The organism is Acinetobacter sp. YH12120 (assembly GCF_013418795.1).
In the GTDB taxonomy this organism is placed as follows: domain Bacteria; phylum Pseudomonadota; class Gammaproteobacteria; order Pseudomonadales; family Moraxellaceae; genus Acinetobacter; species Acinetobacter towneri.
The window spans coordinates 25,357-50,797 of the sequence record NZ_VPBI01000015.1 but is presented as its reverse complement, the minus strand read 5'-3'; the positions used below and the strand labels follow the sequence as shown (position 1 = coordinate 50,797).

The 25,441-nt window shown below is 39.7% G+C and carries 16 protein-coding genes and 3 pseudogenes; 6 read left to right on the top strand and 13 right to left on the bottom strand.

The genetic code is table 11. The annotated features are described in order from the left end of the window. Positions 1–183 precede the first annotated feature (183 nt). Entirely contained in the window at positions 184–1,497 is a 1,314-nt protein-coding gene (locus FTU58_RS10295; RefSeq protein ID WP_070153175.1) for an ATP-binding protein, read from the top strand. 143 nt (positions 1,498–1,640) lie between these two features. Here FTU58_RS10295 and FTU58_RS10290 read toward each other — a convergent pair whose 3' ends face one another. The 13 genes and pseudogenes from FTU58_RS10290 to FTU58_RS10230 all read right to left on the bottom strand — a co-directional run bounded on the left by FTU58_RS10290 (position 1,641) and on the right by FTU58_RS10230 (position 16,758). Further along, positions 1,641–2,759: a hypothetical protein gene (locus FTU58_RS10290; protein ID WP_179989052.1), complete on the bottom strand. Its 1,119-nt coding sequence runs from the start codon at positions 2,757–2,759 to the stop codon at positions 1,641–1,643. Positions 2,760–2,769: 10 nt separating this feature from the next. Then, on the bottom strand, positions 2,770–3,774 hold the full coding sequence (locus FTU58_RS10285) for a YecA family protein (protein WP_070153169.1): 1,005 nt from the start codon (positions 3,772–3,774) through the stop codon (positions 2,770–2,772). Positions 3,775–3,792: 18 nt separating this feature from the next. Further along, the gene (locus FTU58_RS10280; protein WP_154320132.1) at positions 3,793–5,142 is read right to left on the bottom strand and encodes a type II toxin-antitoxin system HipA family toxin; all 1,350 of its coding nucleotides are present in this window, start codon (positions 5,140–5,142) and stop codon (positions 3,793–3,795) included. Beyond that, the gene (locus tag FTU58_RS10275; protein WP_070153163.1) at positions 5,132–5,422 is read right to left on the bottom strand and encodes a helix-turn-helix transcriptional regulator; all 291 of its coding nucleotides are present in this window, start codon (positions 5,420–5,422) and stop codon (positions 5,132–5,134) included. Before FTU58_RS10275 ends, FTU58_RS10280 begins: the two co-directional genes overlap by 11 nt. 467 nt (positions 5,423–5,889) lie before the next feature. Beyond that, positions 5,890–5,997: pseudogene (locus tag FTU58_RS10270) on the bottom strand (helix-turn-helix domain-containing protein); the annotation flags it as partial. A gap of 110 nt (positions 5,998–6,107) precedes the next feature. After that, positions 6,108–6,671: pseudogene (locus FTU58_RS10265) on the bottom strand (response regulator transcription factor); the annotation flags it as partial. Position 6,672: 1 nt separating this feature from the next. After that, on the bottom strand, positions 6,673–8,349 hold the full coding sequence (locus FTU58_RS10260) for a phosphoethanolamine transferase (RefSeq protein ID WP_154320133.1): 1,677 nt from the start codon (positions 8,347–8,349) through the stop codon (positions 6,673–6,675). A gap of 368 nt (positions 8,350–8,717) precedes the next feature. Then, positions 8,718–10,082, bottom strand: coding sequence for an ATP-binding protein (locus FTU58_RS10255; protein WP_004974307.1), 1,365 nt, complete (start codon positions 10,080–10,082; stop codon positions 8,718–8,720). Next, complete coding sequence (locus tag FTU58_RS10250; protein WP_154320134.1) at positions 10,083–10,745, bottom strand: response regulator; 663 nt, start codon at positions 10,743–10,745, stop codon at positions 10,083–10,085. It lies immediately after the preceding gene. 72 nt (positions 10,746–10,817) lie between these two features. Then, positions 10,818–12,125, bottom strand: coding sequence for a TolC family protein (locus FTU58_RS10245; RefSeq protein ID WP_180062408.1), 1,308 nt, complete (start codon positions 12,123–12,125; stop codon positions 10,818–10,820). Beyond that, positions 12,125–12,448, bottom strand: a complete 324-nt coding sequence (locus tag FTU58_RS10240; RefSeq protein WP_004974301.1) for a DUF3240 family protein — start codon at positions 12,446–12,448, stop codon at positions 12,125–12,127. The genes FTU58_RS10245 and FTU58_RS10240 overlap by 1 nt, the downstream gene beginning before the upstream one ends. Next, positions 12,441–15,524 carry an efflux RND transporter permease subunit gene (locus tag FTU58_RS10235; protein WP_004974298.1) on the bottom strand — a complete coding sequence of 1,028 codons (3,084 nt, stop codon included), beginning with the start codon at positions 15,522–15,524 and terminating at the stop codon, positions 12,441–12,443. The genes FTU58_RS10240 and FTU58_RS10235 overlap by 8 nt, the downstream gene beginning before the upstream one ends. Before the next feature lie 10 nt (positions 15,525–15,534). Next, positions 15,535–16,758 (bottom strand): efflux RND transporter periplasmic adaptor subunit, encoded by a 1,224-nt coding sequence (locus FTU58_RS10230; protein ID WP_004974297.1) that lies wholly within the window; start codon positions 16,756–16,758, stop codon positions 15,535–15,537. Between the two features lie 686 nt (positions 16,759–17,444). Here FTU58_RS10230 and FTU58_RS10225 point away from each other — a divergent pair. From FTU58_RS10225 to FTU58_RS10205, 5 genes and pseudogenes are all read left to right on the top strand, one after another. Continuing rightward, entirely contained in the window at positions 17,445–18,149 is a 705-nt protein-coding gene (locus tag FTU58_RS10225) for a hypothetical protein (protein ID WP_094069346.1), read from the top strand. Further along, on the top strand, positions 18,136–20,406 hold the full coding sequence (locus FTU58_RS10220; protein WP_070153152.1) for a hypothetical protein: 2,271 nt from the start codon (positions 18,136–18,138) through the stop codon (positions 20,404–20,406). The genes FTU58_RS10225 and FTU58_RS10220 overlap by 14 nt, the downstream gene beginning before the upstream one ends. Further along, entirely contained in the window at positions 20,390–23,578 is a 3,189-nt protein-coding gene (locus FTU58_RS10215; protein ID WP_154320135.1) for a tyrosine-type recombinase/integrase, read from the top strand. Before FTU58_RS10220 ends, FTU58_RS10215 begins: the two co-directional genes overlap by 17 nt. Positions 23,579–23,907: 329 nt before the next feature. After that, positions 23,908–24,225: an IS200/IS605 family transposase gene (gene tnpA, locus FTU58_RS10210; RefSeq protein WP_257229519.1), complete on the top strand. Its 318-nt coding sequence runs from the start codon at positions 23,908–23,910 to the stop codon at positions 24,223–24,225. Between the two features lie 61 nt (positions 24,226–24,286). After that, positions 24,287–25,398 (top strand): annotated as a pseudogene (locus tag FTU58_RS10205) (IS66 family transposase); the annotation flags it as partial. Positions 25,399–25,441 lie beyond the last annotated feature (43 nt).

Below are 25,441 nucleotides of genomic sequence, written 5' to 3'. Positions count from 1 at the left end.
TCCTACTTTTAGGTTTAGCTTGCGCGTTGGCCAAGGCGATGATGTGAATCCCTGAATGCCAAAGGTCATCAAATTACACTTTTATGCGCATAAAAATGTAAAATTCCGCACTTTTCTGCGCGTAAAAGTGTAGGCTGAGTTATACTACAGGCAGTTAACAGTCTTAATTGGCGGGAAATGACAATGCAGCGCAACTTACTAAACGCCCTAATAACATGGAAAAATCAACCGGTGCGCAAGCCATTATTGATCGATGGTGCAAGACAAACAGGTAAAACCTATCTGCTACAAGAGTTATTTGGGAATACCTTTGCCAACATCCTTCGTATCGACTTCCTTGAAAACCCTGCCTACAAAGAAGCGTTCGATGGCTCTCTGTCACCTGACGAGCTAGTAATGAATATTGAGTTGTTAACCAACCAAGCGTTCAACCCAGAAACCGATCTGCTGATATTAGATGAAATTGGCGAATGTGAACGTGCCGTTACCTCACTAAAGTACTTTGCTGAAAAAGCACCGTCCTATTTTGTCGCTGCCAGCGGCTCGAATATTGGTTTGCTCAACACCTTCCCTGTGGGCAAGGTAGAACAATACAATTTACGACCACTGACCTTCCAAGAATTTATTTACGCATCCAACGAGCAAGCGCTGATCAAAGCGTTTGATAGTCAAGCAAGCACACCGGCAGTACACACCAAATTGATGGACAAACTCACTGACTACTTTTTTACTGGTGGTATGCCGGAAGCCGTTTCTGCTTGGTATCAGTATAAGGATTCAAGCATTCTAGAGCGTGTTGAAAAAGTCACAAAAATTCATGCCGATTTAGTGGAAGGTTATCGCCGCGATTTTGGTAAGTACGCGGGCAAGGTCGACACCACACTGATTGAATCGGTATTTAATAGCATTCCAGCCCAGCTATCACTTGTCAGCGATGAGTCGGTTAAACGCTTTAAATTTAAGCATGTGCATGAGCGTAAATCTCGTTATAGCGATTTTGAAACCGCGATCCATTGGCTTAACTGCTGCCGCCTAGCTTTGCCAAACTACCCTATTGAAGGATTGCCGAAATCTCCGTTAGCGGCCTATAAAAAAGAAAATATGGTGAAACTGTTTTTGTTTGATGTGGGTCTGCTTAATCATATGCTCGGCAGCAGTTATAAAGAAATTAAGCAACAAAACTATGAATACAAAGGTTATGTGGCTGAAAACTTTGTGCAACAAGAGCTCACTGCCATTGGCGTTGACCCAAGCTATTCATGGAATGACGCCCGTGCCGAAATCGAATTTATTTTGGCGACCGATGAAGGCGATATCGTCCCTGTGGAGGTCAAAAGTGGTAAACGTACAAGAGCAAAATCGTTGGCATCCTACGTTGAAAAATGTACTCCAAGTAAAACCTTTAAGTTAACGGGTACACAAGGCTCATCCGCATTAGAGCAAACCAATATCGTGATGCCTTTGTATTTCACGCAGTATTTACCACAGAGATGGTAAAAGCGCGTTACTTAGACCCCGAGGTCTACACAAAGTGACTTCATAGGTAACAATTTGTAGACCTTTGGTGGGCTTACAACCTTTCAACCAACCCTCAATCGGTTTTTTGCTAACGTCATTTGGCCAGCCTATCGCCTCATCGTTTAAAGCAAATCACTCAAGCGATTTAACAGTGCTTTACGGCTATTATTCGCCACAACAAAGCGCTTAAAACGTTGTTCAAACGCCGCTTCATCAGCTTTGAACTGATAGGCCTCAAACAGCTGATGCAGATAGCGTGATGCCGCATCGTAACCACTGGCGCAAGTTCGATCCGCTTGCTCTTGTGATTGCTGCCAGTAGTGCTCACGTTGATTGTAGATATACGTCAACGCTTTTTCTTTTTCCGCTTTTTCGATAGCTAATTTTTTTGCGAGTGCTGCGGCTTGCTCTTGCTGTAATTGACTTTGCGCTTGCTCAATGAAAGGAGAAATGACGGCGGAAGTTAACCAGTATTGATAGATCTCGTCTGTGTTGACAGGTTCTTTTCGCGTCAGCGCTAAGGCTTGGTGACGGGTTAGCTGGCCTTGCTCAAACAACGTGCGTAATAGCGTGTCTTTCTCTGCTTGCGAGAGATTATGGATCCACGCATCAAGCGTAAGCTGAGTTTGTTTGGCTTGGTGACTGGGTTGTTCGCTCAGCACCATGGCGAGCGCCTTAACCAATGCTAAGGGAATATCATACAGCGCAGCAAACGACTGCTCCTCTTCCCTGAGGTGCTCAAAATCGAATTGAATTAACGGCACTCGCTCAACGCCATCATTAAAATCAAACGCTTTGAGCCACATTAAGTACACAAGGCGCCAATCCCCTTGCATTAACCCGCCGCGTAAAGCGGCTAAATGCTGGAAAAAGTCGTCAGCATGCTCATCGTCAAAATACTCATCACACTCCTCAAGGGAAAAAATCAGCAACTGCCACTCATCGTTTTCGTGAACATGAAGTCCATCACTTGAAAAGCCAAGTAACGCATCTGGAAGCGTTCCTGCTGGTAGCTTGATGTATACATCGATTGAGCCCCAATCGGCATAGTAAAAACCGATATCAAAGTATTTTAACATCAGCTCAAAAGGCTCGGCCTTTAGATCACTGTAGGTGTAATACACCTGAAAGGCCGTAGCGCTGATCTCGGCACGGCTTGAAATGGCTCTGAGTGCTTGACGTGCTTTAGCATCTAAATACCCATCCAGACGCTCAAATTTATAGTATTGAAATTCGCTCACGGTGACCTTGCTATTTATTTATTGTGAATTGAAAAGTTTGTTTTAACAAAGGCTGTACCTGAATCACTCTGGCGACTTGTTCAGCGTTTATATAACGTCTTGGGTCAATCGTTACAAATCCCCAAAACTGCAAAAATCGCTCAATAAATCGTGATTCGATGAGCATACTTAAGTTTCTTTCTGGCGAGAAGTAATCATCCGTAGGGAATACCAGCAATAGATTAGGGAAAGCTGTCATCACCTCTTTCACAAGCTGCTCCACACTGTTGTGGCTTTGAATACGCCACAGCATAAACAACCAAAAAGTGCGCAAGTCGACATCGTATTCGAAACTGTCCAAATAACCCCAGTTATATTTGCTGATAGCGGCCTCTAACATAGGTTTGAAAAAGGCCTGTATGCCTAGCGCTTGATACTGCTTTTGCGCTGATTTTTTTACATGGTAGCGGCCACTGCGCCGATAAATAATACCGCTAATTTCGGCAAGCACTCGGGTGTAGTGCAAGGCATTAAATTTGTCTTCATTGCTGCCCGAAAACTCGCTGATGCTTATACTACGTTCTAATTGAGCAACGGCAAACTCAGGCAATAACTCACTGGCCTGTTTAACCAACTTAGCCGGTAAGTTGCCTTTACTCGTGGCTTTGAAGGAGCCTTCTTGCGCCATGGCCTCATCAAGAATGAGGGCTAGATAACGCATTATTGGGCTGGCAGAAAGAGAGTCGGGAGTGCAAATTGTCACCCACTTTAATTCATCAAAAGGCGCATAAAGCCAATTGGCCATTTGCGTTGGCGTTACGCCACAAAAATCGGGATGAGGTTGATGATTGCGTTCTTGCACTTTGTGCTGCAAAGCGGCATTGAGTTCATCAAGACTCAAATTTGGGTTCATTGCCAGCATGGTTTCAACATCATCGAAGACTTGGGCATGTTGCTTGGAAACGCTGCTCATACAACAACGTTTAAATTTTTTACCACTGCCACAATGGCAAGGATCGTTTCGGCCGAGCTTCATTACTGTCCCTTCTTATTGTTATAGAAAAAGCGCTGCATTTTCTTGTTTACGCTGCTCCAATGTCTTAGCAATCACGGACATTGTTGTTTTACTGATCCCTTGTTGCTTGGCAAGATACGTAAATTGGCTGATGGCTTCTGCGACTTCTTCAATAACTTGCTTTGCATCATTCCAATTCGCAAAGCCAGCACTAGTAGCAAGTTTTTGCATCACCTTAAGCGATGGCGCTTTGCCATAACCGCCGAAAGCAGTGGCGTGTTCGTTGAATGGATGTGGGCTGTAGGTAACATCGTAAAAAGGTGCAGGGTTCCATTGACCGTCATCCGCTTGCAAAAACGCCCAGTTTTTACTGTGGTCGTCTTGGTTAGACGACAGCAGGTTAAAAACGGCACGGCGAAATTGCAGCTGCCCAGCAGCAGGAGATTTACACAACTGACGGCTGGCTTTGATCAAGTCAATATAATCTAAACTTGGCGTTCGAAAGTCTGCATCCAGCAGCCCGCAAGCGCTGTGCATATGCAAGCGACCTGAACTGCGATTACCGCTTAAACGGGCCTGCTCCGTGACATAATCAAAACGCTTAAGCGCCAACCAGGCAGACGCACCGCTTGTAGTTGGTGCTTCAATGAGTTGCCAGACTGGTGGTTGGCACTTGGCAAGCTCGGCCATTTGCAAATAAACCGCTTCACACAACCCTTCTTCATGCCCGAGCGCGAGATTTTTCGAGGTAAACTTAATCAGCCAAGCCTCATCTCCAGGCTGAGCAAAGGTTCGACAATGCTGAGTTTCCCCTGCAGGCATATAAATCTGCGCCTTAGGCCTTGCTCCACCCGAACTACCACCGGCGACTAATGCGGCCAACACCTGTTGCGTATGCCCATCTAACTCATCGTGATTATCATCCATATAATCTGACATTGAAGCATCGAACAGCGTTTGTGCTTCTAAGCCCAAGGTTGCTAAATCAATGTCCGCGTATGTCGTGGCTGAAAACTCAGACACCGGAGCAAAAGACAGCGCTCCCATGCCTTTATCACCGACAAAGGCCAGTCTATCCATCGCCGTTAATTGATTAGGTAGGATGCCCTTTTGCCGGAAAATACGATCTTGTAACAACATGCCCCAGCCATCGGGCAAACAATCCCCAAATACGCCATGTACACCTTGGTGCGGCGCTTTAGGTGCGGCTTGAACTAGCGTATTCGCTTGCAAGGTAAACGGTGATAAATTGCCAAACTGCTGCAAATAGTCGTCAGTATACTGAAAAAAAACGCCTTGCCGATTCTGCGCCAAGACTCCAACAGATATCTGCTCACCTGAGCTTAGCGTACGAGTAACATTAAGCTTCTGAATCGGTTTAAAACTCATCTTTTAGCACCTCATCAATACTCATGGGTATAGCAGCGCGTTCTTTGCTAAGTTGCGTGAGCTGATAAAGCCTATCTAGCGAATCAAGTGTCTGCCATAGCAACAGCAATTGACGAAATGAAATTTGCCCGGTCAGCTCAAATTTCTTAATGGTGGCCGCAGGTACGCAGCTTCGCTCAGCCAATGCAGCGCGCGACAGCTTTGCCTGCTTGCGTAACTCACGTAAATAAGCCGCATAAGCTTGGCTTACATCGGTATCATCAAGTAAGGTAAAATTCATCCGCAAAGACCAAATGGATACAGTTATATCCATTATAGCGAAATAAAACATAAAGTGGATACTATGATATCCATAATTGCGTAGAGTGTTGAAAAAATCACTCGATAAAGCCCTTCAAAACTGCTATTTTTAGACCCTAACAGCAGCATAAGATTAACCCGTTAGGTCAGGTGGCCTAACTTAAATAAAAAAGTCTCCGACAAACCCGGTACGGTTCAGCCATATATAACTCCATCAACCTGATTTTTTACCATTCGGTTTACCTAATTAATCATCACAAAATTATGTTGGTGATTATTTGGTAAATTTTTAAAAACTTATGTGACCAAAATTAAACGATCTTAATAAACATTAATTCCAATAAAAATATTTTAAAACGTAAGTTATTGATGTTATTGTACTTATATACACAGCAATTTATACAATTTAATGTAAATTATGTTGGTGACTATTGCCAAGGTTGGGGTTTCTTGTAGAGTGGCAACTTCCGCAACACTTTTACCTTCAGAAAGCCAGAGAATAGTTTGGGCACGTTGTCTTTCACGCCAATGTTTTGCATGCTTGGCCAGAAAAATGAGTCATTCTCGCTGTTCTAAACTAAGTGGTACAGAAACAATTCGAGGCATGTGTGAACATCTGTTAACTAAAAAAACTTTTTCGCATGATTAGTTATTTTTGTCAACTTATCGAAATCATAAAGTTTGTCTTCTAAATCGTTTTTAGAAAAAATTTTGCTAGGATGCATGAGGAGTGCAGTGAGAATAGACCATTCCCGATTAGACAACTCGATCGGTTCACCATTAAAGCATACGATGTGCTGTTCCAGGTCCAGTTCCAGCCCACTGTGTGATAATTTCTTATTCATATCTGTCACAGTATTTTTTAAGCCGGCACGTCGGATTAAGGCATGAATACGGGCCAGCAGTTCGTCAAACTCATAGGGTTTAATCAAGTAGTCATCAGCTCCCTGATTCAGCCCATCTACCCGGTTTTGTAATTGATCCCGGGCAGAGATAATCAATACCGGTAAATTCGGAAACTTCTGCCGGATATTTTTTAGCACCAACATGCCATCCATCATTGGCAAACCTAAATCGAGCAGCACAATATCGTAGACCTGCTGCTGTAATTGTTTTAAACCCTCAATCCCATTATTGACCCAGTACACCTCAAACTGATGCAGTTTAAGCAATGTTTCAGTCGACTCGGCAATCATAAAGTCATCTTCAATAATCAGTATTTTATGCATTTCAAGCTCTGTTTTTTAATGATGATGAGCATTGTGCAAGCATATCATTTTTAGCTTCAATCACTTGCGTTTTTATATCCAGCATACTTAATAAGCTGGGGAAAAGATGATCGTGACTGCGTGCCTGTCCGGTCTGTGTTTTTAAACAGTTTAGCTGCAGGGCATTATACTGTTGCCAGGTATCAGAAAACCACATCAGCATTGGGATATGGGTTTGCTGCGTGGGCGCCATGCTATAAGGAGCACCATGCAGGTATAAACCGTGCTCTCCGGTAGATTCTCCATGATCAGACAGATACCAGAAACCGGTTTGATATTGAGTCTGTTGCTTTAAAGTTTCAATGATCTCGGCAAGAACATGGTCTGTATATACAATCGAATTATCATAGCTATTCTTTAATTCTTCTGTACTGCAGCCCTGAATGGCATTGGTATTACAGGTCGGTTGAAATGGCTGATATGGTGCTTTGGAGCGCTTGAAATATGCGGGGCCATGACTGCCCATCTGATGCAGTACAATTAACTGCGGTTTCGAGTTGTTTTTATCCAGATGCGCCAGATAATCTTTCAGGCTATCCACCAGGATTTCATCAAAACATTCACCACCAGCATCACACCATCTCTGTTTCAGTTGGGCTGGAATCTGGTATTTTTGTACGCGGTCACAGGCACCTTTACAGCCCGAATTATTATCAATCCAGGTCACCTGATAACCGGCCCGCTGAGCAATATCCAGCAAACCTTCTCGGTGGCTAGCCAACTGTTCATTATAGTTTTGACGTGTCATCCCTGAAAACATACACGGTACTGAAACAGCTGTGGCAGTTCCGCAAGAACTGACTTGATTGAAATTAATTATCGGTAACTTGCTCAGTTCAGGATTGGTATTGCGTGCATAACCATTTAAAGCAAAACTCTCGGCACGTGCAGTCTCCCCAACCACCAGCACCATCAATTTGGGTTGTTTCTGTATTTGAGCCTGCTGCAGCAGATGGGCATCTTCACCATAAGGAATCAAAGGCAAATTGGCTTTAGGTGCTTTCTTTTTATAGTAGGATACGGTGGATGCAATACTATTTTGCGGGGAAATCATGCCCTTCAGATCGCGGTGCTCGCGGAAGATGGCTGCATAATCGACATAAAAACAGAATAACAGTCCTAGAATCAATACGGCCGAAAACAGACTGCTCAGGCTTTTATGCAACAATTGACGCCCGAAAGATGCAGGCTGAATGTTCAGCATCCAGACGATACACAAAGGAAAAATCACAAAGACCAGCGTCCAGATCACCAGCCGTATTGACCAGAGATCACGGACTTCCCGGGCATCGGTCTGCAGCATATTCTGGATCTGGTCCGGCGTAATAACAACCCCCAGACTATTGACAAAATAAGCACTAAAACCGCCCAGAATGATCAGCACACTGGCCAGTATCTTGGCATTCCATTTCCAGTTCAGCCACTGCAAGACCAGATTGTACAAGCCGATAACTACCAAGACTGTAGCCGCCAATAATGCGTCTGCCTTGAGGTTGGTATAAGGCGTCAGTTGATGGATTTTCTGATAGAAAGCAAAGTTTAAGACCAGTCCCAGCCAAATGGCGAGTAACAGGTTGAAGCGTGCAAGGCTGAGGGGTTTGATCTGGCGTAGACCGGGAAAAGAAGGCAGCTTAAGCATTTTTTTTAGTTCAAAGACTTTAATATGCTTTAGCCTAAAATTTGAATCTTAAAAATGACTTAAAATAATCTGAGAGCTACAAAAACTTATACATATTTTGATTTCAAATCAAATCTGATAAAACCAAAAATGCAGCCCAAGCACGTTGGGGAAAATCCGCAAGTAATGCTCAAGCAAATCATGAGCACAGCCCGAGTATTACTCAAGTCATGCTTGAACCAGGCCCTGGACTGCCACCATTCTCCTAGACAAATTTCGTCTATTCTTTTTGCATAGGAGAGAACATTATGAGTGGACAACGATATACGCCAGCATTTAAATTAAATTTATAAATCAATATGATAAAATCTATTTTTTTGACTATCGTTTTAATAAATATTCAATTTTTTGAAAAATTCAATTCTGACAATCAATCCTCCAACTGCATTTGCACGTTGTAAAGTAATCTTGCCTAAATGAGAGTCAATAATCTGCTTCACAATAGATAATCCCAGACCACTTCCTACTACAGAACTGGCTTGATTTATTCTATAAAAACGCTGAAATATAAATGGGATTTGTGCTTCATCTAGACCTATGCCGTTATCTTCAACCTGTATAAAACTACCATTTCCAATACTTCCACAACTGACTTTAATAATAGGTTTATGTATTGAACTACGATAAAGAATGGCATTTTCGAGTATATTTCTCAACATAATTTCCAACTGATCTGACTGCCCCCAAACGCACACTGAGGTGAGATGCAATTGTAAGTCTACACCTGCTTTTCTGAACTGAATACCCATCATTTCAACTGTACCTTTAACAATATCTACCAAATCAATATTGCTTTTGTTTTGTGTGGCATTCGGTTCAAGCCTCGCTAATGTAAGCAACTGAGTAATCATTCTTGATGCTTTGTCTACTCCTGTAATAATGTCCTGTGCAGCTTCCTTAGACTCCTCATTGGAACGTGCATTTTGAAGTACTTGGGCATGTAAGCGTATAGCAGCTAATGGTGTACGGAGTTCATGAGCGGCATTTGAGGTAAAACGTTTTTCACGTTGCATACTTTCAGCAATCTCACTAAGTAAGGTATTTAAAGAGCTCACTAAAGGTTCTATTTCTTTCGGTACAACTGGCTTAATTGGATTTAAATGTTCAATGGATTGTTTTTCTAAGTTTTGACTAATGCTATATACAGCCAATAAATGACGACGGATCGTGCAAATAATCAACCATAATAATAATGGCAAAAATATGATTGAAACCAAAATCAAAAACAGCAACATATCTTGCTGAATATCTTTTCGAATTGTCCAAACCTGCGCAATTTGTACCTGTATTGTATGCGTACTATCCCAAACAGAATAACTACGATAAGTATTATTATTCAGTTTAATCCAACCAAAATTATCTTGCTGAACAAATGGCTGTGTTTCCACACCAATAGAACGATAAATTAATTGTCCATCACGATGCCAAATTTGAAATACAATTTGGTCATAATGCTCACCCTTAGCTTTTTCAATCACTGTATGCTGCGGTACTTTTCCATCTAGGGTACTTAGAGTCGTAGACAATAAAGCATGAGCAGTTTCTGCTAATGACTTATCAAAAATATTATTGGCAGTGTTTTGCATTCCCCAATAAATACTTCCTAAACTACCCAACCAAACGCTAGTGGTAATTGCCAGTAAAATTATAGATAAGCGCTGGGTTAATGAATAGCTGCGAATTGGATCAGCCATTTAATGCTGTTCATCCATGATATATCCAAAACCTTGTACTGTACGGATAATATTTTTACCTAATTTCCGACGCAAGTTATGAATATGGACTTGTACAACATTACTACTCACATCAACGTCATAAGCATAAAATGAATTTTCTATATTTTCACGCGAAATTACACGACCACGATTGAGAGTAAATAACTCCAATAAATGAAACTCTTTATGTGTCAACTCAATTTCGACTTGATTTAACAGTACTTGTTTACTCGCTTTGTTAATACTAATATTTCCAACCTGAATTAGGTCCCCTACCTCTCCTGAAATTCGGCGTAATACAGCATGAATCCTTGCTACGACCTCATGTAAATCATAAGGTTTAACAACAAAATCATCAGCTCCTGCCTCTAGACCTGTAATACGATCATCAACTTGATCTTGAGCAGTCAGAATAATAATTCCAACTTGATTCTTTTTGCGACGTAGTGATTTTAAAATTTCAATCCCATTTCGATCAGGCAAACCTAAGTCTAGTAGAATAAAGTGATAATGATAACTCACTAAAAAATGGTACGCTTGCTCTGCTGTGCTCGCAATGTCAACTACAAAGCCCATTTGATCTAGACCACGTGCAGTTGCTTTTGCCAACAAGCTATCATCTTCTACCAATAGAACTCTCATAACACCTTTTTCTCTTGCTTACCAAACTACAGCGCAAATTTATAATCCCTACTATGCTCGTAAATATTACTGTTAAATTCTATCCATCTCATGTAAAGGCCACAATTGATGAGAATCAAGTAATAAGGAACTCATACTTTCTGCATAATCTACTTTAGCTTGATCGACTCGGCTACGTGCTTCAATCAATTGCTGCGAATGCAACAAAAGCTCATTGAGATTCAACTCACCTAATTTATACGCTTTTTGCATCAAGTGATGTTGTTGTTGCAACAGTTGTAAGTTTTCTTGCGCCTTCGTATTCCGTACAGTCGCTGACTCCATTTGAATCACCCACCCCTGTATTTCTTGACGCAGACGTTTTTCTACACGCAATACCTCCAAATCCGCTTTTTTTGCTTCTGCCGCTGCCATTCCTGAAGCAATACCGACTTGTCGCGCAGTCAAAGGAATTGAAACACTAACCCCTAATAAATTCTCCTCTCCCGATTGCTCCCTACTGTAACCAAAACCAATCGTAGGATCTGGCAGTCTATTAAGCTGCTCTCTTTTTAATACTGCGTATTGCTGTGTAGCTTGCATCCTTACGAGTGCTAACTCATGATTAACTGACAAAATTTTCTGTACCCACTCTGCTTGACTATACTGTATAGGGCTAGGCTGTATAACATCGCTGCTCCACTGTTCAGGGATCTTTCCTCTATAATCGCGGGCCAACAATTGCTGAGCTTGAATATATGCAGCTTTAGCTTGTATATATTGTTCCTCAAGTTGTTGGTACTCATTCTTCAAGAGCATTAGCTCAAGTCGTGGTGCATCTCCTGCTCGAATACGTTGTTCAGTCACTTGGATAAATTGCTGAATTTGATCCAGCTGTTCTTGCAGTCGCTTCAAATGCAATGTGCTTCGCATATAAGCAAACCAACTATTTAACAACATTTTAGATGCTTGATGTTGAGCATTCTCATACTTCAGTTCTGCAATACTTGAAATACGTTGTGCTAGATCTTGATCTAGCCGGTATTTATTAGGCAAACGTATTTGTTTTTCTATCCCCAAACTAGGTTCATAACTATTGGCTTGTTTTCGCTCTAGTTGTGTATCCGTCTTACGTACTTGCATACCGGCTGTAACAGTCCACGGATTTTGCCCTACTTTTAATCCTTGTCGGGCAAAGTCTGCATAATCTTGCTCTGATATTGCAGCACGCACATTCGGATGTTCTACTAGACTCTGTTGTACTGCTTCAAGTGGTGGCAAAGCAGCTTCAAGTTGAGGTTTTGCAATTGCTGTCGAAGCCACTGTAAAACAATAGCCCAACCCAAACAGATACCAAATTTGGCCTAGAAGTGTTGATTTAAATTTGATATTTAATGTCATTAGTCAAGTGCTCCTTGGCTCATATAACCAGAAATTAATGTAGGTATGACCCAATAAAAACAATCACTTGATTTAAATTTTTGCTGAATATGCGCCAAAACCAATGATACAGATTCGTGTTGTACAATCAGCAATATAAGATTCCGTTCAGTTGCTCCGCGAATTTTTTCCTGAACATTACGATAATGTTGGCGATTACCAAACCCTTGTGCGTTGACACAAGTACACCCTGAAATCAACTCAGGAATTAACCACAAATGCTCCATAAGTTCTTCAGCAATATCAGAGGACACGTTAATAGAGAGTTGGCATATTTCAGACATGATGATCTCGCGCTAAACCAAATTTTTTAAACAAGTTAGGAAGTAAAATCAGAGTCAGCAAAGTACAAGAAATAAGCCCTCCAATCACAACTATCGCCAATGGACGTTGAATCTCGGCACCAGGGCCAGTAGTAAATAACAATGGGATCAAACCTAAAGCTGCAATACTCGCGGTCATCATGACTGGACGTAAACGGCGCATAGCACCTTCACGAACAACTTCCTCAATTGCAACACCACGAGAAATCAGTTGATTAAAATAACTAATCATCACTAAACCATTCAGTACAGCAATCCCCATCAAGGCAATAAAACCAACTGATGCAGGAACAGATAAATACTCACCTGTTAATGCTAATGCAAATACTCCACCGACTAACGCAAAGGGAATATTGACGAAAACCAATACGGCTTGACGCACCGAACCCAAAGTCGTAAATAGTAAAAAGAAGATCATTGTTAATGCAGCAGGTACAACAAGCATTAAGCGAGCAGCCGCACGTTGTTGGTTTTCAAATTGCCCCCCCCATTTGAGTGAGTAGCCGGTTGGTAACTTGACTTTCTCTGCAACCAATTGTTTTGCTTCATCTACAAAACTAACTAAATCACGATCACGTACGTTGGCACGTACCACTGACATTCGTGATGCATTTTCACGATCAATTTTTACGACACCCTCAGTCTTAACCACTTCTGCTAAAGATAACAATGGCACTGCAGCTGCATTCTCAATTGGCAAGGCAATATTGGAAAATTCAAAACTCGACTCTCCCAAACGTGGATCCCCTTTCATCATTAATGGAACAGGGCGCCCCTGTTCAATAATGGAACCTATTTCTTTGCCTTCCACGAGCATCTTGAGTTGGGCTTGAACATTTTGACTGTCCAATTGATTTCGTATAGCCATATCACGATGGATTCGCAGCTCTTGATACTGTACTCCCGAATTTTCGAGTGTCATGACATCTTCATTGCCTTCAATGCCTTGTAGAACTATTGCAATTTGCTTTGATAAATCATTAAGCTGGTCTAAATCACTTCCAAAAATTTTGACAGCCAAATCTCCTCGTACTCCAGACAACATTTCTGAAGTGCGCATCTCTATGGGTTGACTAAATGTTAAGTTCACGCCAGGAACATCTTGAAGTACAAGACGAATTTTTTCTAAAATTTGCTCTTTATTTTTGACTTGCCATTGCGTTTGTGGTTTTAGCACAATGAAACTATCTGTTTCATTTAACCCCATAGGGTCTAATCCCAATTCATCAGAACCTGTACGTGCCACAATTCTTTCAACTTCAGGCACTTGTTCCAAAATACGTTTTTGAATATCCAGATCTAATGCAATTGAGTTTTGTAAGCTAATCGAAGGGATTTTTTCTAACTGTAAAATAGTATCTCCCTCATCCATGGTTGGCATAAATGACTTTCCAATGAATGGGAAAATCAATGCAGCCAGAAGTAAGGTACCACCTGCTAAGACATAAATCTGTTTAGGATGGGCTAAACTCAGATTCAAAAGTTTTCGGTAACCAGTTTCTAATTTAGCTACTAAAAAGGGTGTGTGATGTGCTTTCGGTTTTAGAAAGAATGAACACAGTACAGGAATCACTGTCAAAGAAAAAATTAGTGAACTTGATAAAGCAAATACAATTGTTAAAGCCACAGGTGAAAAGAGCTTCCCTTCCAATCCTTCAAGCGTGACCAATGGAATAAACACTAACATAATAATGATCATGCCTGCTGTGACTGGTACTGCAACCTCAGACACTGCGCGGTAAATCATATTTAATGGCGGTAAAAAAGAACGTTGCGGTGACTCTTTTGCTTCAGCAAGTTGCATTTCAATATTTTCAACCACTACAACTGCAGCATCCACTAATAAACCAATCGCAATCGTCAAACCACCTAAAGACATTAAATTGGCACTTAAACCAAAATGGTGCATCATCAAAAAAGTACTTAGTGCAGATAATGGTAAAACTGCCGCAACCACTAAAGCAGACCTTAGGTTTCCTAAGAACAATAAAAGTAAAATCAAGACTAAGACAATAGCTTCTAATAACGTTTTACTTACGGTATGAATGGCTCGGTTTACCAACTCACCACGATCATAAAATGGTTCAATCGTTGTACCCTGTGGCAGAGTTTTTTCAATGTCGGACAAATGCTCACGAACATGTTGAACGACTTGACGTGCATTCGCACCTTTTAAAGTTAATACAATACCTTGGACAGCCTCACCTTGGCCATTTTCAGTCACTGCACCATAGCGTGTGAGTGCTCCAGTATGTACCTGTGCAACATCTTTAACCCGCACCAATGTTCCTTGATGGCTAGAAACAATAATATCGCCTAACTCTTCAAGGTTTCTGACGCGGCTATCGCTTCGGATCAGTAATGACTCTCCATTTTCATTAAGCCGCCCAGCACCATCACTGGCATTATTTAGCTCGATTGCCTGTTGTAGCTGTGTTAAAGATAAGCCTCGTGCCGCCAGGGCCTCTAAATTAGGGGTCACTTCAAATGTACGAACAAGTCCCCCCAAAGCGTTAACATCGGCGACCCCTTCAATTTTACGAAGTTGTGGACGAACCACCCGATCAAGTAGAGTTCGTTTTTCCATATCACTGAGTGGCCCATGTAAGGTAAACATAAAAGATTCACCTAATGGGGTCGTCATGGGTGCAATTCCACCTGACGTACTACTTGGTAATGCAGACATCACATTACTTAAACGTTCATTCACCTGTTGTCTAGCCCAATAAGGGTCAGTGCCTTCAGCAAAGTCTAATGTGATAATCGCAATCGCGTATTTAGATTGCGAACGCATTACTGTCTGATGAGATATTCCCAACATTTCTTGTTCAATGGGTACAACAATACGGCTTTCCACCTCTTCGGGCGTCATGCCGGGCGATTTCATCACAATTTGTACTTGCGTACTTGACACATCAGGAAAAGCATCAATTGGTAGTTTCGTAAAAGCAATGTAGCCTGCCACACTGATCGCCAATGTGAGCAATAATATTAAAATGCGCTGACTAAGTGAAAAGGCGATAAGACGTTTTAACATATGTCTCACCTCAACGTTCTGTAGTGCTAATAGGTGCTTGCTCTGCACCAAAGCCAGACCACACCGCCTTGAGACGCTCTACACCACTGATAGCAAGTTGCATTTTGGGTTTTAATTTTTCAGCTGTAATATAACTTTGCTGCTGATCAGCTGATAGAACTTCAACCGTTACAGCTTCAAACCCCTTCTGATTTTTAACAAAAATAATGTGTTTACCATCTTGTGAGGTTATGGCAGTACTTGGTACTGGCCATGCTGCAATTACTGTTGGCTGCTTACTTTGAACATGAACTTTGACAAATTGTTGCACCCGCAAACAATTATGTTTGGTATCCATTTGTACGATGATATTTTGAGTTTGTGTATTCCCTACAAGTGCTGGAGCGATATTTTGTATATGCCCTGTAATATCACAACCTTCAACCTGAACAACATCCCCAATATGCACATATTTACTGTCAGCTAAATTAGCTTGTAATAACAATTGTAACGGTGAATCAGCGTTTACAAGTTGACCTAATACTGTACCAGCCTCAACATACTGACCTGTAGAAACCTGTAAGTTTTCTATATAACCACTTGTTGGGCTTTTAACATAGACAATGGAATTTAGACTATTTACCTGCCCTCCTCCCATAAATTGCAGCATTCGCTGTTTTGCACCTAAGTTAATATTAAGACGCTGTACTTGATTCTGTGCCTCTTGCACACGCTTCTCGGCAATAATGCCTTCAGCATATAAGCTACGTTCACGTGTTAAATTTTGCTGGGCTAATTGTTGTTGAGCACGAAGCTGCAATATTTCATTTTGAATCTGAATTAAATCTGGACTATGTACAGCAAGTACATGATGATTCCGGGTAACTTCTGCCAAGGGTTGTACCAAAACTTGCTGCACCATTCCTGAAACAGGACTAGTCAGTACAACTTTGCTTTCTGGTGACCACTGTACTTGCCCTTGTAAAATAATTTGTTTTTGTATGTTAGTAGAAGAAGCACCTAATGTGTGTAATTTGATCCCAACTTGCTCAATTTGTTTTGAAGAAATTAAGATTTGTTGCTCTGAGACTTCAGGACTCCTCTCAGCCTCTGAAACCTGTCTCTCTACTTTAGCCTCTATATTTTTATTCGAGAGCAGCTTACTTCCCCACCATAGCCCAAGGCTAATCAAGATCAAGACGCTCATTAGATATAATAGTTTTTTAAAATTTAGTACATCTACTCGCTGATCCACTCGTTTCATCCTTCAAGAGATTTTCTCTACAAAGCTAAGATTAAGTTCTTAAGATCAGATTAAGTTTATAAACCTATTTCAGACTGCATAGGCCCAAGTGAACCGTATTGGGTTTGTGGGAGACTTTTATTTAACTGATGTTACGTAGTAAGTGCATTTTGAGCATCTTCGCTACTACATGTTGTAGTCGATTTATAAATTATTAATAATCATTATATTAAACTATATATTGTTATTATTTCTCACGAAAATCAGCATCAAAACATAGGTGACTTTTATAAACTAAAATGTCTAAAATGAAGTGACCAAAACCACATTAAATGATCTAAATTGATCAAAATTTTACTCCACCAAAAACTATATACCAGTAATCAAATCATATACTTATAATTAAGGTCATTTAATGGAATAAATCTCGGTGACCTTGCCAAGGTTGGGGTAAATTTTTATGATCTAACTTTTACTACTTTGTAGCAGGAATCACAGCCATACAATCAATCAATCCCAACCTCGGTAATAGCTTAAAAATATTACTAATAAAAATAGAACCAAATTAAATTATGCACACCAAAACTATAAATTGTGTCTACTTTTCTACACTTACACAATAAATACCGTTAGATTACTTGAAAAGTAAACAGTTAAATAGTAGAAATGTATCATAGTTATATTTTAATAATCTAAATATGTGCCGTGGAACGCGTAAACAAGTAACTTCTGAATGTTCATTTAATTTTGATAACCCCAAAATTATCTTCAAGCGAGATCTTTCTAAACTCGCATTAAACACTCATCCAGATTTTGCTGGCATTCATCACTGCTATCACATGGCCTTTCGAGCTCTACGATTAACTTCTCATTTTCGTTTAGCATCAAACAAACTCAATGTTTGGTCTATAGCAGGAATATCCAATTTCTGGATCGCTGATAATTTTGATTTGTACCTGCATCACATGAAGCTTCCGCCTTCACCTCAGGAATTACATGTATATACGTTCCCACCTGATGCCAACTTACAACAACAACTCAAACACTATGCAAGCTTTGAATTCTTAAGTTTTTTGCAAGCAAATACTTTTGATATACACAATTTAAATCCGCAGCATCTTCAGCAAGCGATCAACCGATATATTTCGACTGAAGTTTTACTCGACTTTAATCGCTTACATTCATTCAAAGCACATAAAACGCTCAGTCTTGAGGGGCTTGGTAAGTTACTCAATTTTAGCCATACACAACTCCACAATAGAAACAGAAAAATCCATGCACGTCGCCAGCATCTACTTGACGAAGTCAGCAAGCAATCAAAAGTCGTCGATCATTATTTAAATCAAAATGATTTTTCACCAAATCCAACAGATTTTTGGAATTGTTCATATGCACGAAAGTGAAACTAAGCCCCTTCCTCAACCCAAAATTTTATTATCAGACTTATTAAAAAAGCTTTTTAATGCAGAGGATTTGTGTCTTCATGCACATATTAACTTTATCGCAGATCTATTGGTTTACCATGACTGCTCAGATTATCTTAAGGGGCTTGTTCTCAGTGAGATTGAATCTGATATTTCTACAAGTTCACCACCTCGCATTCCCGCTACTCTCCAAGCGTCTAGAAAATCTAAAATTGGTGATTCCCCAATCACGTATTACATCAACAGTATTGCCAGCATTTATCATGCGCACACGGAACTACTCACCTGGAATGTGCTCGTCCTTAAAGCAGCACTATATTTATTAGCATTGCCGCAGATCAAACCAGATTTATTTGAAAAACAACATACAGAGCATCTCAATACGATTAAGCGCTTATTTCAGCGTTTCCGCGTTGCAAACAAGTCTTTTTTTGCAAAAAAAAAAGATGCTCACGCATTAGATTATCAAGCATTCTTAACTCTTAAATTCCCTGCTTTATTTCTATCATTAGAGCAATTTGTAGAGTCTGCTCTTCAACCTGAAGCAGATCAAGAACTAAATGATTTTCAGAAAAATTTCTGTGATGAATTACGTATTGCATTCAATTATGTACTAAAAAGCCGTCCAAAAATTGCCAAATCAAGTGTAGATAGTAAACTGCAATATCGTACATGGGATACCGATGGAACTATTAACGAAATCATTGAGACTAAAAAAAGTAATAGAGGTTTAGCTAATGAGCAAGCCCTTGACGAGCAAGAAGACCCCTCTGTTATTGTTCAAGCAGATCAGATTACACCACTTGCCAGACATTCTAAAAATGCCCAACGTATGGCACTTTCGTTAATTCCAAAACATATGCAACGACAAGATCATTTGCTCACTGCAAGTTGTTTACTCCCAAGTGTTTATACTATTTCTGACCTAATTACATACCTGTATCATGATGATAAAAAACATAATGATAAAAGCGTGCTCGTTGTATTACTTTGCTTAATCACAGGCGTTGGCTTTAAAGACTGGTTAAATTTTCAAAAAAGGCGTGTAAAAAGATTAAATCATCGCCAAGTCATTAAATTGCAAAGTGACCAATACTATCTCTCAACCAAATTCAGCATTTTTGAAGATGCAACGTTTGAATATCCGGAGTCACTGATCAATAACACCGTTCATTTAGATATCCCTATCCCAAATCACTTTATTGATCGTATCAAAGCAGAACCAATCATCACTGAAGATGAGCTAAAGAAAAAAATTAGAATAATAAAAGATGAAGTCAAAATTCCTCAGCTGAACTTATCAAAAACTAGCTCATTACTGCATCATGTTATTTTGCAAAAAACAGGCAATAGGCAACTTGCTGACATCATCACTGGTGTAGATGCAAGTCACTCTTCTTCAAGCTCTTACTGCCATTACAATGTAAATAAATTACAAAAAAATTATGTCAAAGTTTTATCTGAACTATGTACACAGCTCGCTGAAAATGACTACGGTGATATTGTCTATAGTGATCAGTCCATCTGCTTTGGTAGCCAAAAAGCACCAAGTAAAAATGTCATAAAGGACATCCTTTTCTATCTTTACACCAAAATTTATACGACTTCAGATAACGACTGGGTAGAAAGTTTTAATGCTTATAGCATTTGGATGTGGCATATCCTACTTTTGTTTACCGCTGCACGACCTGTTCGGGACTTTCCAGGTTTTTTGAATAATATAAGTTTTCAGCAACAGACAATTATGCTGTCTGACAAAGAGGTCGGTGGTAGACGTGGCTTTGGACGCTTGATTCCACTTTGTGCATTTCTCATCGGTGAATTAAAGAAATATCTTCGTTTCCTCGAACATATCCAACAACATTACATGGCGATTAACCGCGAAATCTCAGCCCAAATTGATGCCATATTTAATAATGAACAGCCTCTGTTAAATCTTTTACAAAATGGCACACTCACTCCGCTTACACCTTCCAATGTGCGTGACTTTCATCCTGAAGTTGGGTTAGCACATCCCAACTGGCACCGCCATACAACACGTGCCTTTCTCACCAACAAACAAATCCCCGAGCCTTTAATACTTGCACTTTTTGGACATGAAGCCTTCCAACAGGAAGCCGCACATCCATTTTCTAGTTTGTCTCTGAACCAATATCGCGCGCTCGCAACACATTTAAATGAAATGCAGGAATATTTTGAAATTATTGGAGTGAATTTAAATGTCCTCATCGCTTAAAAAAGCAGATCAACTGTTTGCCGAAAAGAAACGAGAACTTACTCGACAATTAAATGAACAAAAAATTCAAAATGAAGTTCATGCTTCACTCCGCAAATATTTTTCAGAACAGCAGTTTGATCAGAATCCACATTTGCTAGGTGATTACGGCGAGGTTTATAGCCACATCAAGAAAAACTCTACGAGTAAAAAGTGGATCAAGTTTGCATATGATTTTTTTGAAGATTACATCAAAGAGTTAAATGCTCAGCATCGCTTGGATTTAGAGCTGCCTCATGCTGTTTTAGATATTAAAAGAGATAAGCCTATCGTGACCATGAGCTGGAATGCCGATGGTCATGAAATAAATGACCTCGTACAACAGCTTTATAATTATTGGGAATTGGCTGAAAGCTGTGACTCATTCTCAAATGAGGAAATCGTGGGCAATATTATATTGTCTGCCATTCTATTTGGTGGCTTAAATGAAAAAGCTGAACTTAATGCCTTGCTTGAACACCTCAGAAATCCAGTAAAAGTACGCCATTATAAAGACCTTAATATTCTTTTTTTAGAATCCCATTCTAATCATTATGGCGATATTTTTATTGATGAATATACTGTTCGAAAATCTAGAAATTTTATTCCAGACCCCGTCACACGTCTGTGGCTAATACATTTTAATCTGAGAGATATTCGACATGTTCATCTTCCCGTAGAGGGCTATCTTGAGTATATCTTTCGAAAAATAAAGAAAAAGTTTAAAAAAAATAGCTTATCGCATTTACTTCAGCATGCTCGCTACAACTGGTTACAGCTTCCCAACGTAGATATAGATCCGGCGCTCTCTGAATGCCTCATCGGGAATTTACTCAGTTGTGGTTTACCCGAACAAGAGTTTGAGCGTTTTGTGCAACCAAAATTTAAATATAAGCATGAGCTCACTACTGAAGTCATTCATCAGTCTAAGAATTTACCTCCACAAACTGTTTATTTGCATCATGAGCAAGATGCACTAAAAGATGTACTAAAAATTCATAAAGACTTATTAAAAATTATTCGTCTTCGCCAAACAGATGCCCCAATCTATCAACTCATGATCGATTATTGTATGGAGAATGCAAAACTCTTTAATGAATACAGTAAACGAATCACCCTGTGGTTAATTAGTCTCTTTAAACCACCTCAAGAAGATATAGATCTGCTAGCTCAGAGATTTGATTTTTGCGCTACAATTTTTGCTAAAATCATTTCCAACAATAGCCAGTTAGCCAAAAGCTCAATTTACACATACTACACTCGAATTGGTGAGCCTTGGCTAATCTATTCTTTACAATATCAATTTTCTGAGGACGATGAAGAAACACGCCTGCAAAAAATATATGCACAGATTTATCAAAATAACTGTATTGCTGAAAGTCTGCTCGAAGATACTGTTAAAAAATCGGCTGCTCAAATTGTAAAAACACTCAAACGTTTTCATCAATTTCAAGAACAACTATTCGATGCCCCAGCATTCACTTTAGAGACGCTGGATCAACAAACCAGACCACGCACACGTATTATCAGCCCAGTCACATTTCAACTGTTAATCAAAAAACTTCAACAAGCACATCTACAAAATATCATCTCTCAACATGACTATGAAAATCTTAGTCTTATTTATACGCTTGCTTACAGAACTGGGATGCGAATTAATGAAATGATTGGTTTACGTATCAAAGATACTGAAGGATTAAACAGAATATCATTATTGGTCAAGCCATATGGGTCAGAAAAAATAGGCAATGAACACAGATTAAAGACTGACAGCGCGCAACGTAGCGTGCCCGTGTATTGCTTACTCAAAGCATCTGAGTATCAACAATTTCATCAATATGTTGTCAAACAGCGGTTAACAAAAAAACCGAATGATTATTTATTCAGTCAGTTCAATGAGAATAAGAAACTCAGCCAGCACATGCTGACTGCACCCTTTAAAAATTTTATGGATCAGTTATTCAAGCAACATCACTATACATTTCATTCATTTAGACATTCTGCAGCAAATCATTTAGCATTAATTTTTAAATGTGATTATCATTTTTTGTCTGATAGCCTCACAGACTATACGGAAGTTGAATATAATCAGCTCAGGGCTGAGTTATTACGTAATTCAATTGATCAAAATCATTGGATTATCATCGCACATCTTTTGGGGCATCTCGAACCCATCGAGACCTTTAAAAGTTATATTCATGTAGCTTACTTTATTGCAGGTTATCAATTTTCCAAATATCGCCCATTACTAAGCAATGGTTTGGTTAAGAAAATGCTGGGGATAAGCAATTCAACACAAGAGTTACATTTTCTAAAATCGCTCAATGATCAGTCTGAATTCAATTTTGAAATGCATGCTACAACGCTCTGTAAACTCCTTCTAAACAATCAAGAAAAATGGATAGCGAGCAATGCTCACACACTACATGCAGAATTAGAGGTAAATCAAACGCAAGAACATTGTATTTTTGACTATTTTGTCGCGACTCCAGAATCTAAAATCGATCTTGATCTATTTTATAAGGCACTCTGCTTATTAGAGTTATACAAATATGATACGGAGCGCGTAGCACAAGAACTTTGCCTATCTCATGAGCTCATCAAGTATTGGTATGACAATGCAATCCAACTCAAACAACTTAAATCTAGAAAAAACAATCCAAGACTTTTTCATATAACCGAACTGCAATACATCAAACCGTCAATGATTGATACTAATGAGGACCTTTTATTGGTCACACATTTTTTTAACTATCTACAAGCCTGCTATCAAAAGTCACCTGAAAATATTAGGTATGTCTTAGAATTCTTTATTAATCACGTAACTGCTTCACATACAGGTTTACATTCAACGCGGAAAAATATTCAGAATCTGGAAAAATTCTACTATGCGGCCAAAGATCTGTTTCCTGCCAACATGTGGCATTTACTTGGAATAGATATGGTTAATTTTTTAAACAAAGAAATTACGCCGAATCTACTCAAACTTGCCAAGGCAAATCAGAAACTAGAAGGTTACCCAACAACAAAAGAAAATAATGCACGCTTACAGCTATATTCCTTAAAACAAGGCAAAGCACTACCGGCTTTTAAATTTTGTTTACATCTGGCTTGCATTGGTAGGCCTGCTCAATTGCAGTTAGAAATAAAATGACTTCAATAAATCATCGTAACGGATACTGCTTAACTCTCGTGCTACACCTAAGTTTTAATGGTGAGTGTCTGTTTTAATTTTTTTTGGGGGTTATACAGTTAATTAATGCTGATAAAAGCCTAGGCTGGCCATATATAATTCCATCAACCTGATTTTTTACCATTCGGTTTACCTAATTAATCATCACAAAATTATGTTGGTGATAATTTGGTAAATTTTTAAAAACTTATGTGACCACAATTAAACGATCTTAATAAAAATTAATTCCAATAAAAAATATTTGAAAACGTAAGTTGTTTATTTCATTGTACTTATATACACAGCAATTTATACAATTTAATGTATATTATGTTGGTGACTATTGCCAATATCGGGCTTTGGATTTTGATGCTGTATTGATTGAATTTAATGGGGAGGATGATCATGTTCATTTATTAATTAATTACCCACCAAAAGTTGCTATTTCAAATTTAGTGAATAGCTTAAAAGGTCTATCTAGTCGCCACCTTAGAAAAGACTTTCCTGAAATTAAAAACAAACTTTGGGGTGATTCTTTATGGTCGCCAAGTTACTTTGCTTCAAGTTGCGGTGGTGCGCCATTAGAAATTATTAAACAATACATCGAGCAACAACAATCACCTCATTAGAATTAAAAATCGAGCCTTATATCACCTCCATAAATGAGGGTGTTTTACGGCTCATTGGATAAATAAACATAAACGTCGACTACTCCCAGATCATTTAGCAACCGTACGTATTGAGCATGAATCTGCATCAACGCAATACATCTGTGGGTGCACACTGCGTCGTATCGGCGAATATCAGTGAAAAATTGAATTTCAGACCAGCGCAGTTCTATAAAGAACAGCATGTGCGTGGTAAATGGGTTTGTGATCAATGTGACACCCTGACTCAGCAAACGATGCCTGCCTATGTGATCGATAAATGTATTGCGACACTTGAGTTACTTAGCCATGTGCTGGTATCCAAATATGCTGATCACTTACCGCTGTATCGTCAGCGACAGATCTTTCTGCGCGCAGGTGTAGATCTATCTAGATCCACCCTGTCAGATTGGATTGGTCGCTGTGGTGTAGACACTTGAACCTCTGGTCAATGCCTTAAAACAGGTGGTGCTGCAGCAAGGGGGTGATCTATGACTTTCAAGAAACCGTTCAGGTCTGCATGCAGAAGAATTCCTGAATGGCTGGCAGGGACATCTGGTCTGTGATGATTACAGTGGTTATAAAGCACATTTCAAATCAGGTCAGATCATTGAAGTAGGTTGCATGGCACATGCATGTCGTAAATTCCATGAACTGCATATCACTGGGAAAAGTCAGATTGCTGAACAGGCACTGGTGCTGATTCAGAAATTGTATGCGATAGAAGCAGAGTTAAGGCACAAGACCGACGGTACAGCGCAACAACGCTGCGAATACCGGCAACGGCATAGTCAACCAGTGATGCAACAACTATATGAATTGCTCAACCAACATCATCTGATGGTGCCATCAAGCTCTACCACCGCTAAGGCAATCAATTACACTCTAAAGCGCTGGCAAGCCTTAAGCCGCTATTCAGATGATGGTAATCTATCTATTTACAATGATTTGGTGGAGAACCAAATGCACCCTTGGGCTTTAAGTCGTAAGAACTGGTTGTATGTTGGATCACTGCGCAGTGGTCAGCGAGTTGCTAACATCATGACATTGATCCAGTCAGCAAAGTTGAATGGTCTAGATCTGTATGCCTATTTAAATGGTGTACTGCAAAAGTTGCCGACATACAAAGTGATCCAAATTAAAAGATTGGCATAGAGTTTAGAGGACACTTACAAATCAATGGTATCGCCAAGTTGAT

Excerpts from the sequence above, each read along its gene's own strand:
- FTU58_RS10275 (WP_070153163.1), bottom strand. The coding sequence starts at position 5,422 with ATGAATTTTACCTTACTTGATGATACCGATGTAAGCCAAGCTTATGCG.
- FTU58_RS10250 (WP_154320134.1), bottom strand. The coding sequence starts at position 10,745 with ATGAGAGTTCTATTGGTAGAAGATGATAGCTTGTTGGCAAAAGCAACT.
- FTU58_RS10285 (WP_070153169.1), bottom strand. The coding sequence starts at position 3,774 with ATGAAGCTCGGCCGAAACGATCCTTGCCATTGTGGCAGTGGTAAAAAA.
- FTU58_RS10215 (WP_154320135.1), top strand. The coding sequence starts at position 20,390 with ATGTCCTCATCGCTTAAAAAAGCAGATCAACTGTTTGCCGAAAAGAAA.
- FTU58_RS10220 (WP_070153152.1), top strand. The coding sequence starts at position 18,136 with ATGCACGAAAGTGAAACTAAGCCCCTTCCTCAACCCAAAATTTTATTA.
- FTU58_RS10235 (WP_004974298.1), bottom strand. The coding sequence starts at position 15,524 with ATGTTAAAACGTCTTATCGCCTTTTCACTTAGTCAGCGCATTTTAATA.
- FTU58_RS10255 (WP_004974307.1), bottom strand. The coding sequence starts at position 10,082 with ATGGCTGATCCAATTCGCAGCTATTCATTAACCCAGCGCTTATCTATA.
- FTU58_RS10280 (WP_154320132.1), bottom strand. The coding sequence starts at position 5,142 with ATGAGTTTTAAACCGATTCAGAAGCTTAATGTTACTCGTACGCTAAGC.
- FTU58_RS10260 (WP_154320133.1), bottom strand. The coding sequence starts at position 8,349 with ATGCTTAAGCTGCCTTCTTTTCCCGGTCTACGCCAGATCAAACCCCTC.
- FTU58_RS10240 (WP_004974301.1), bottom strand. The coding sequence starts at position 12,448 with ATGTCTGAAATATGCCAACTCTCTATTAACGTGTCCTCTGATATTGCT.
- FTU58_RS10245 (WP_180062408.1), bottom strand. The coding sequence starts at position 12,125 with ATGACATTAAATATCAAATTTAAATCAACACTTCTAGGCCAAATTTGG.
- FTU58_RS10295 (WP_070153175.1), top strand. The coding sequence starts at position 184 with ATGCAGCGCAACTTACTAAACGCCCTAATAACATGGAAAAATCAACCG.
- FTU58_RS10225 (WP_094069346.1), top strand. The coding sequence starts at position 17,445 with ATGTGCCGTGGAACGCGTAAACAAGTAACTTCTGAATGTTCATTTAAT.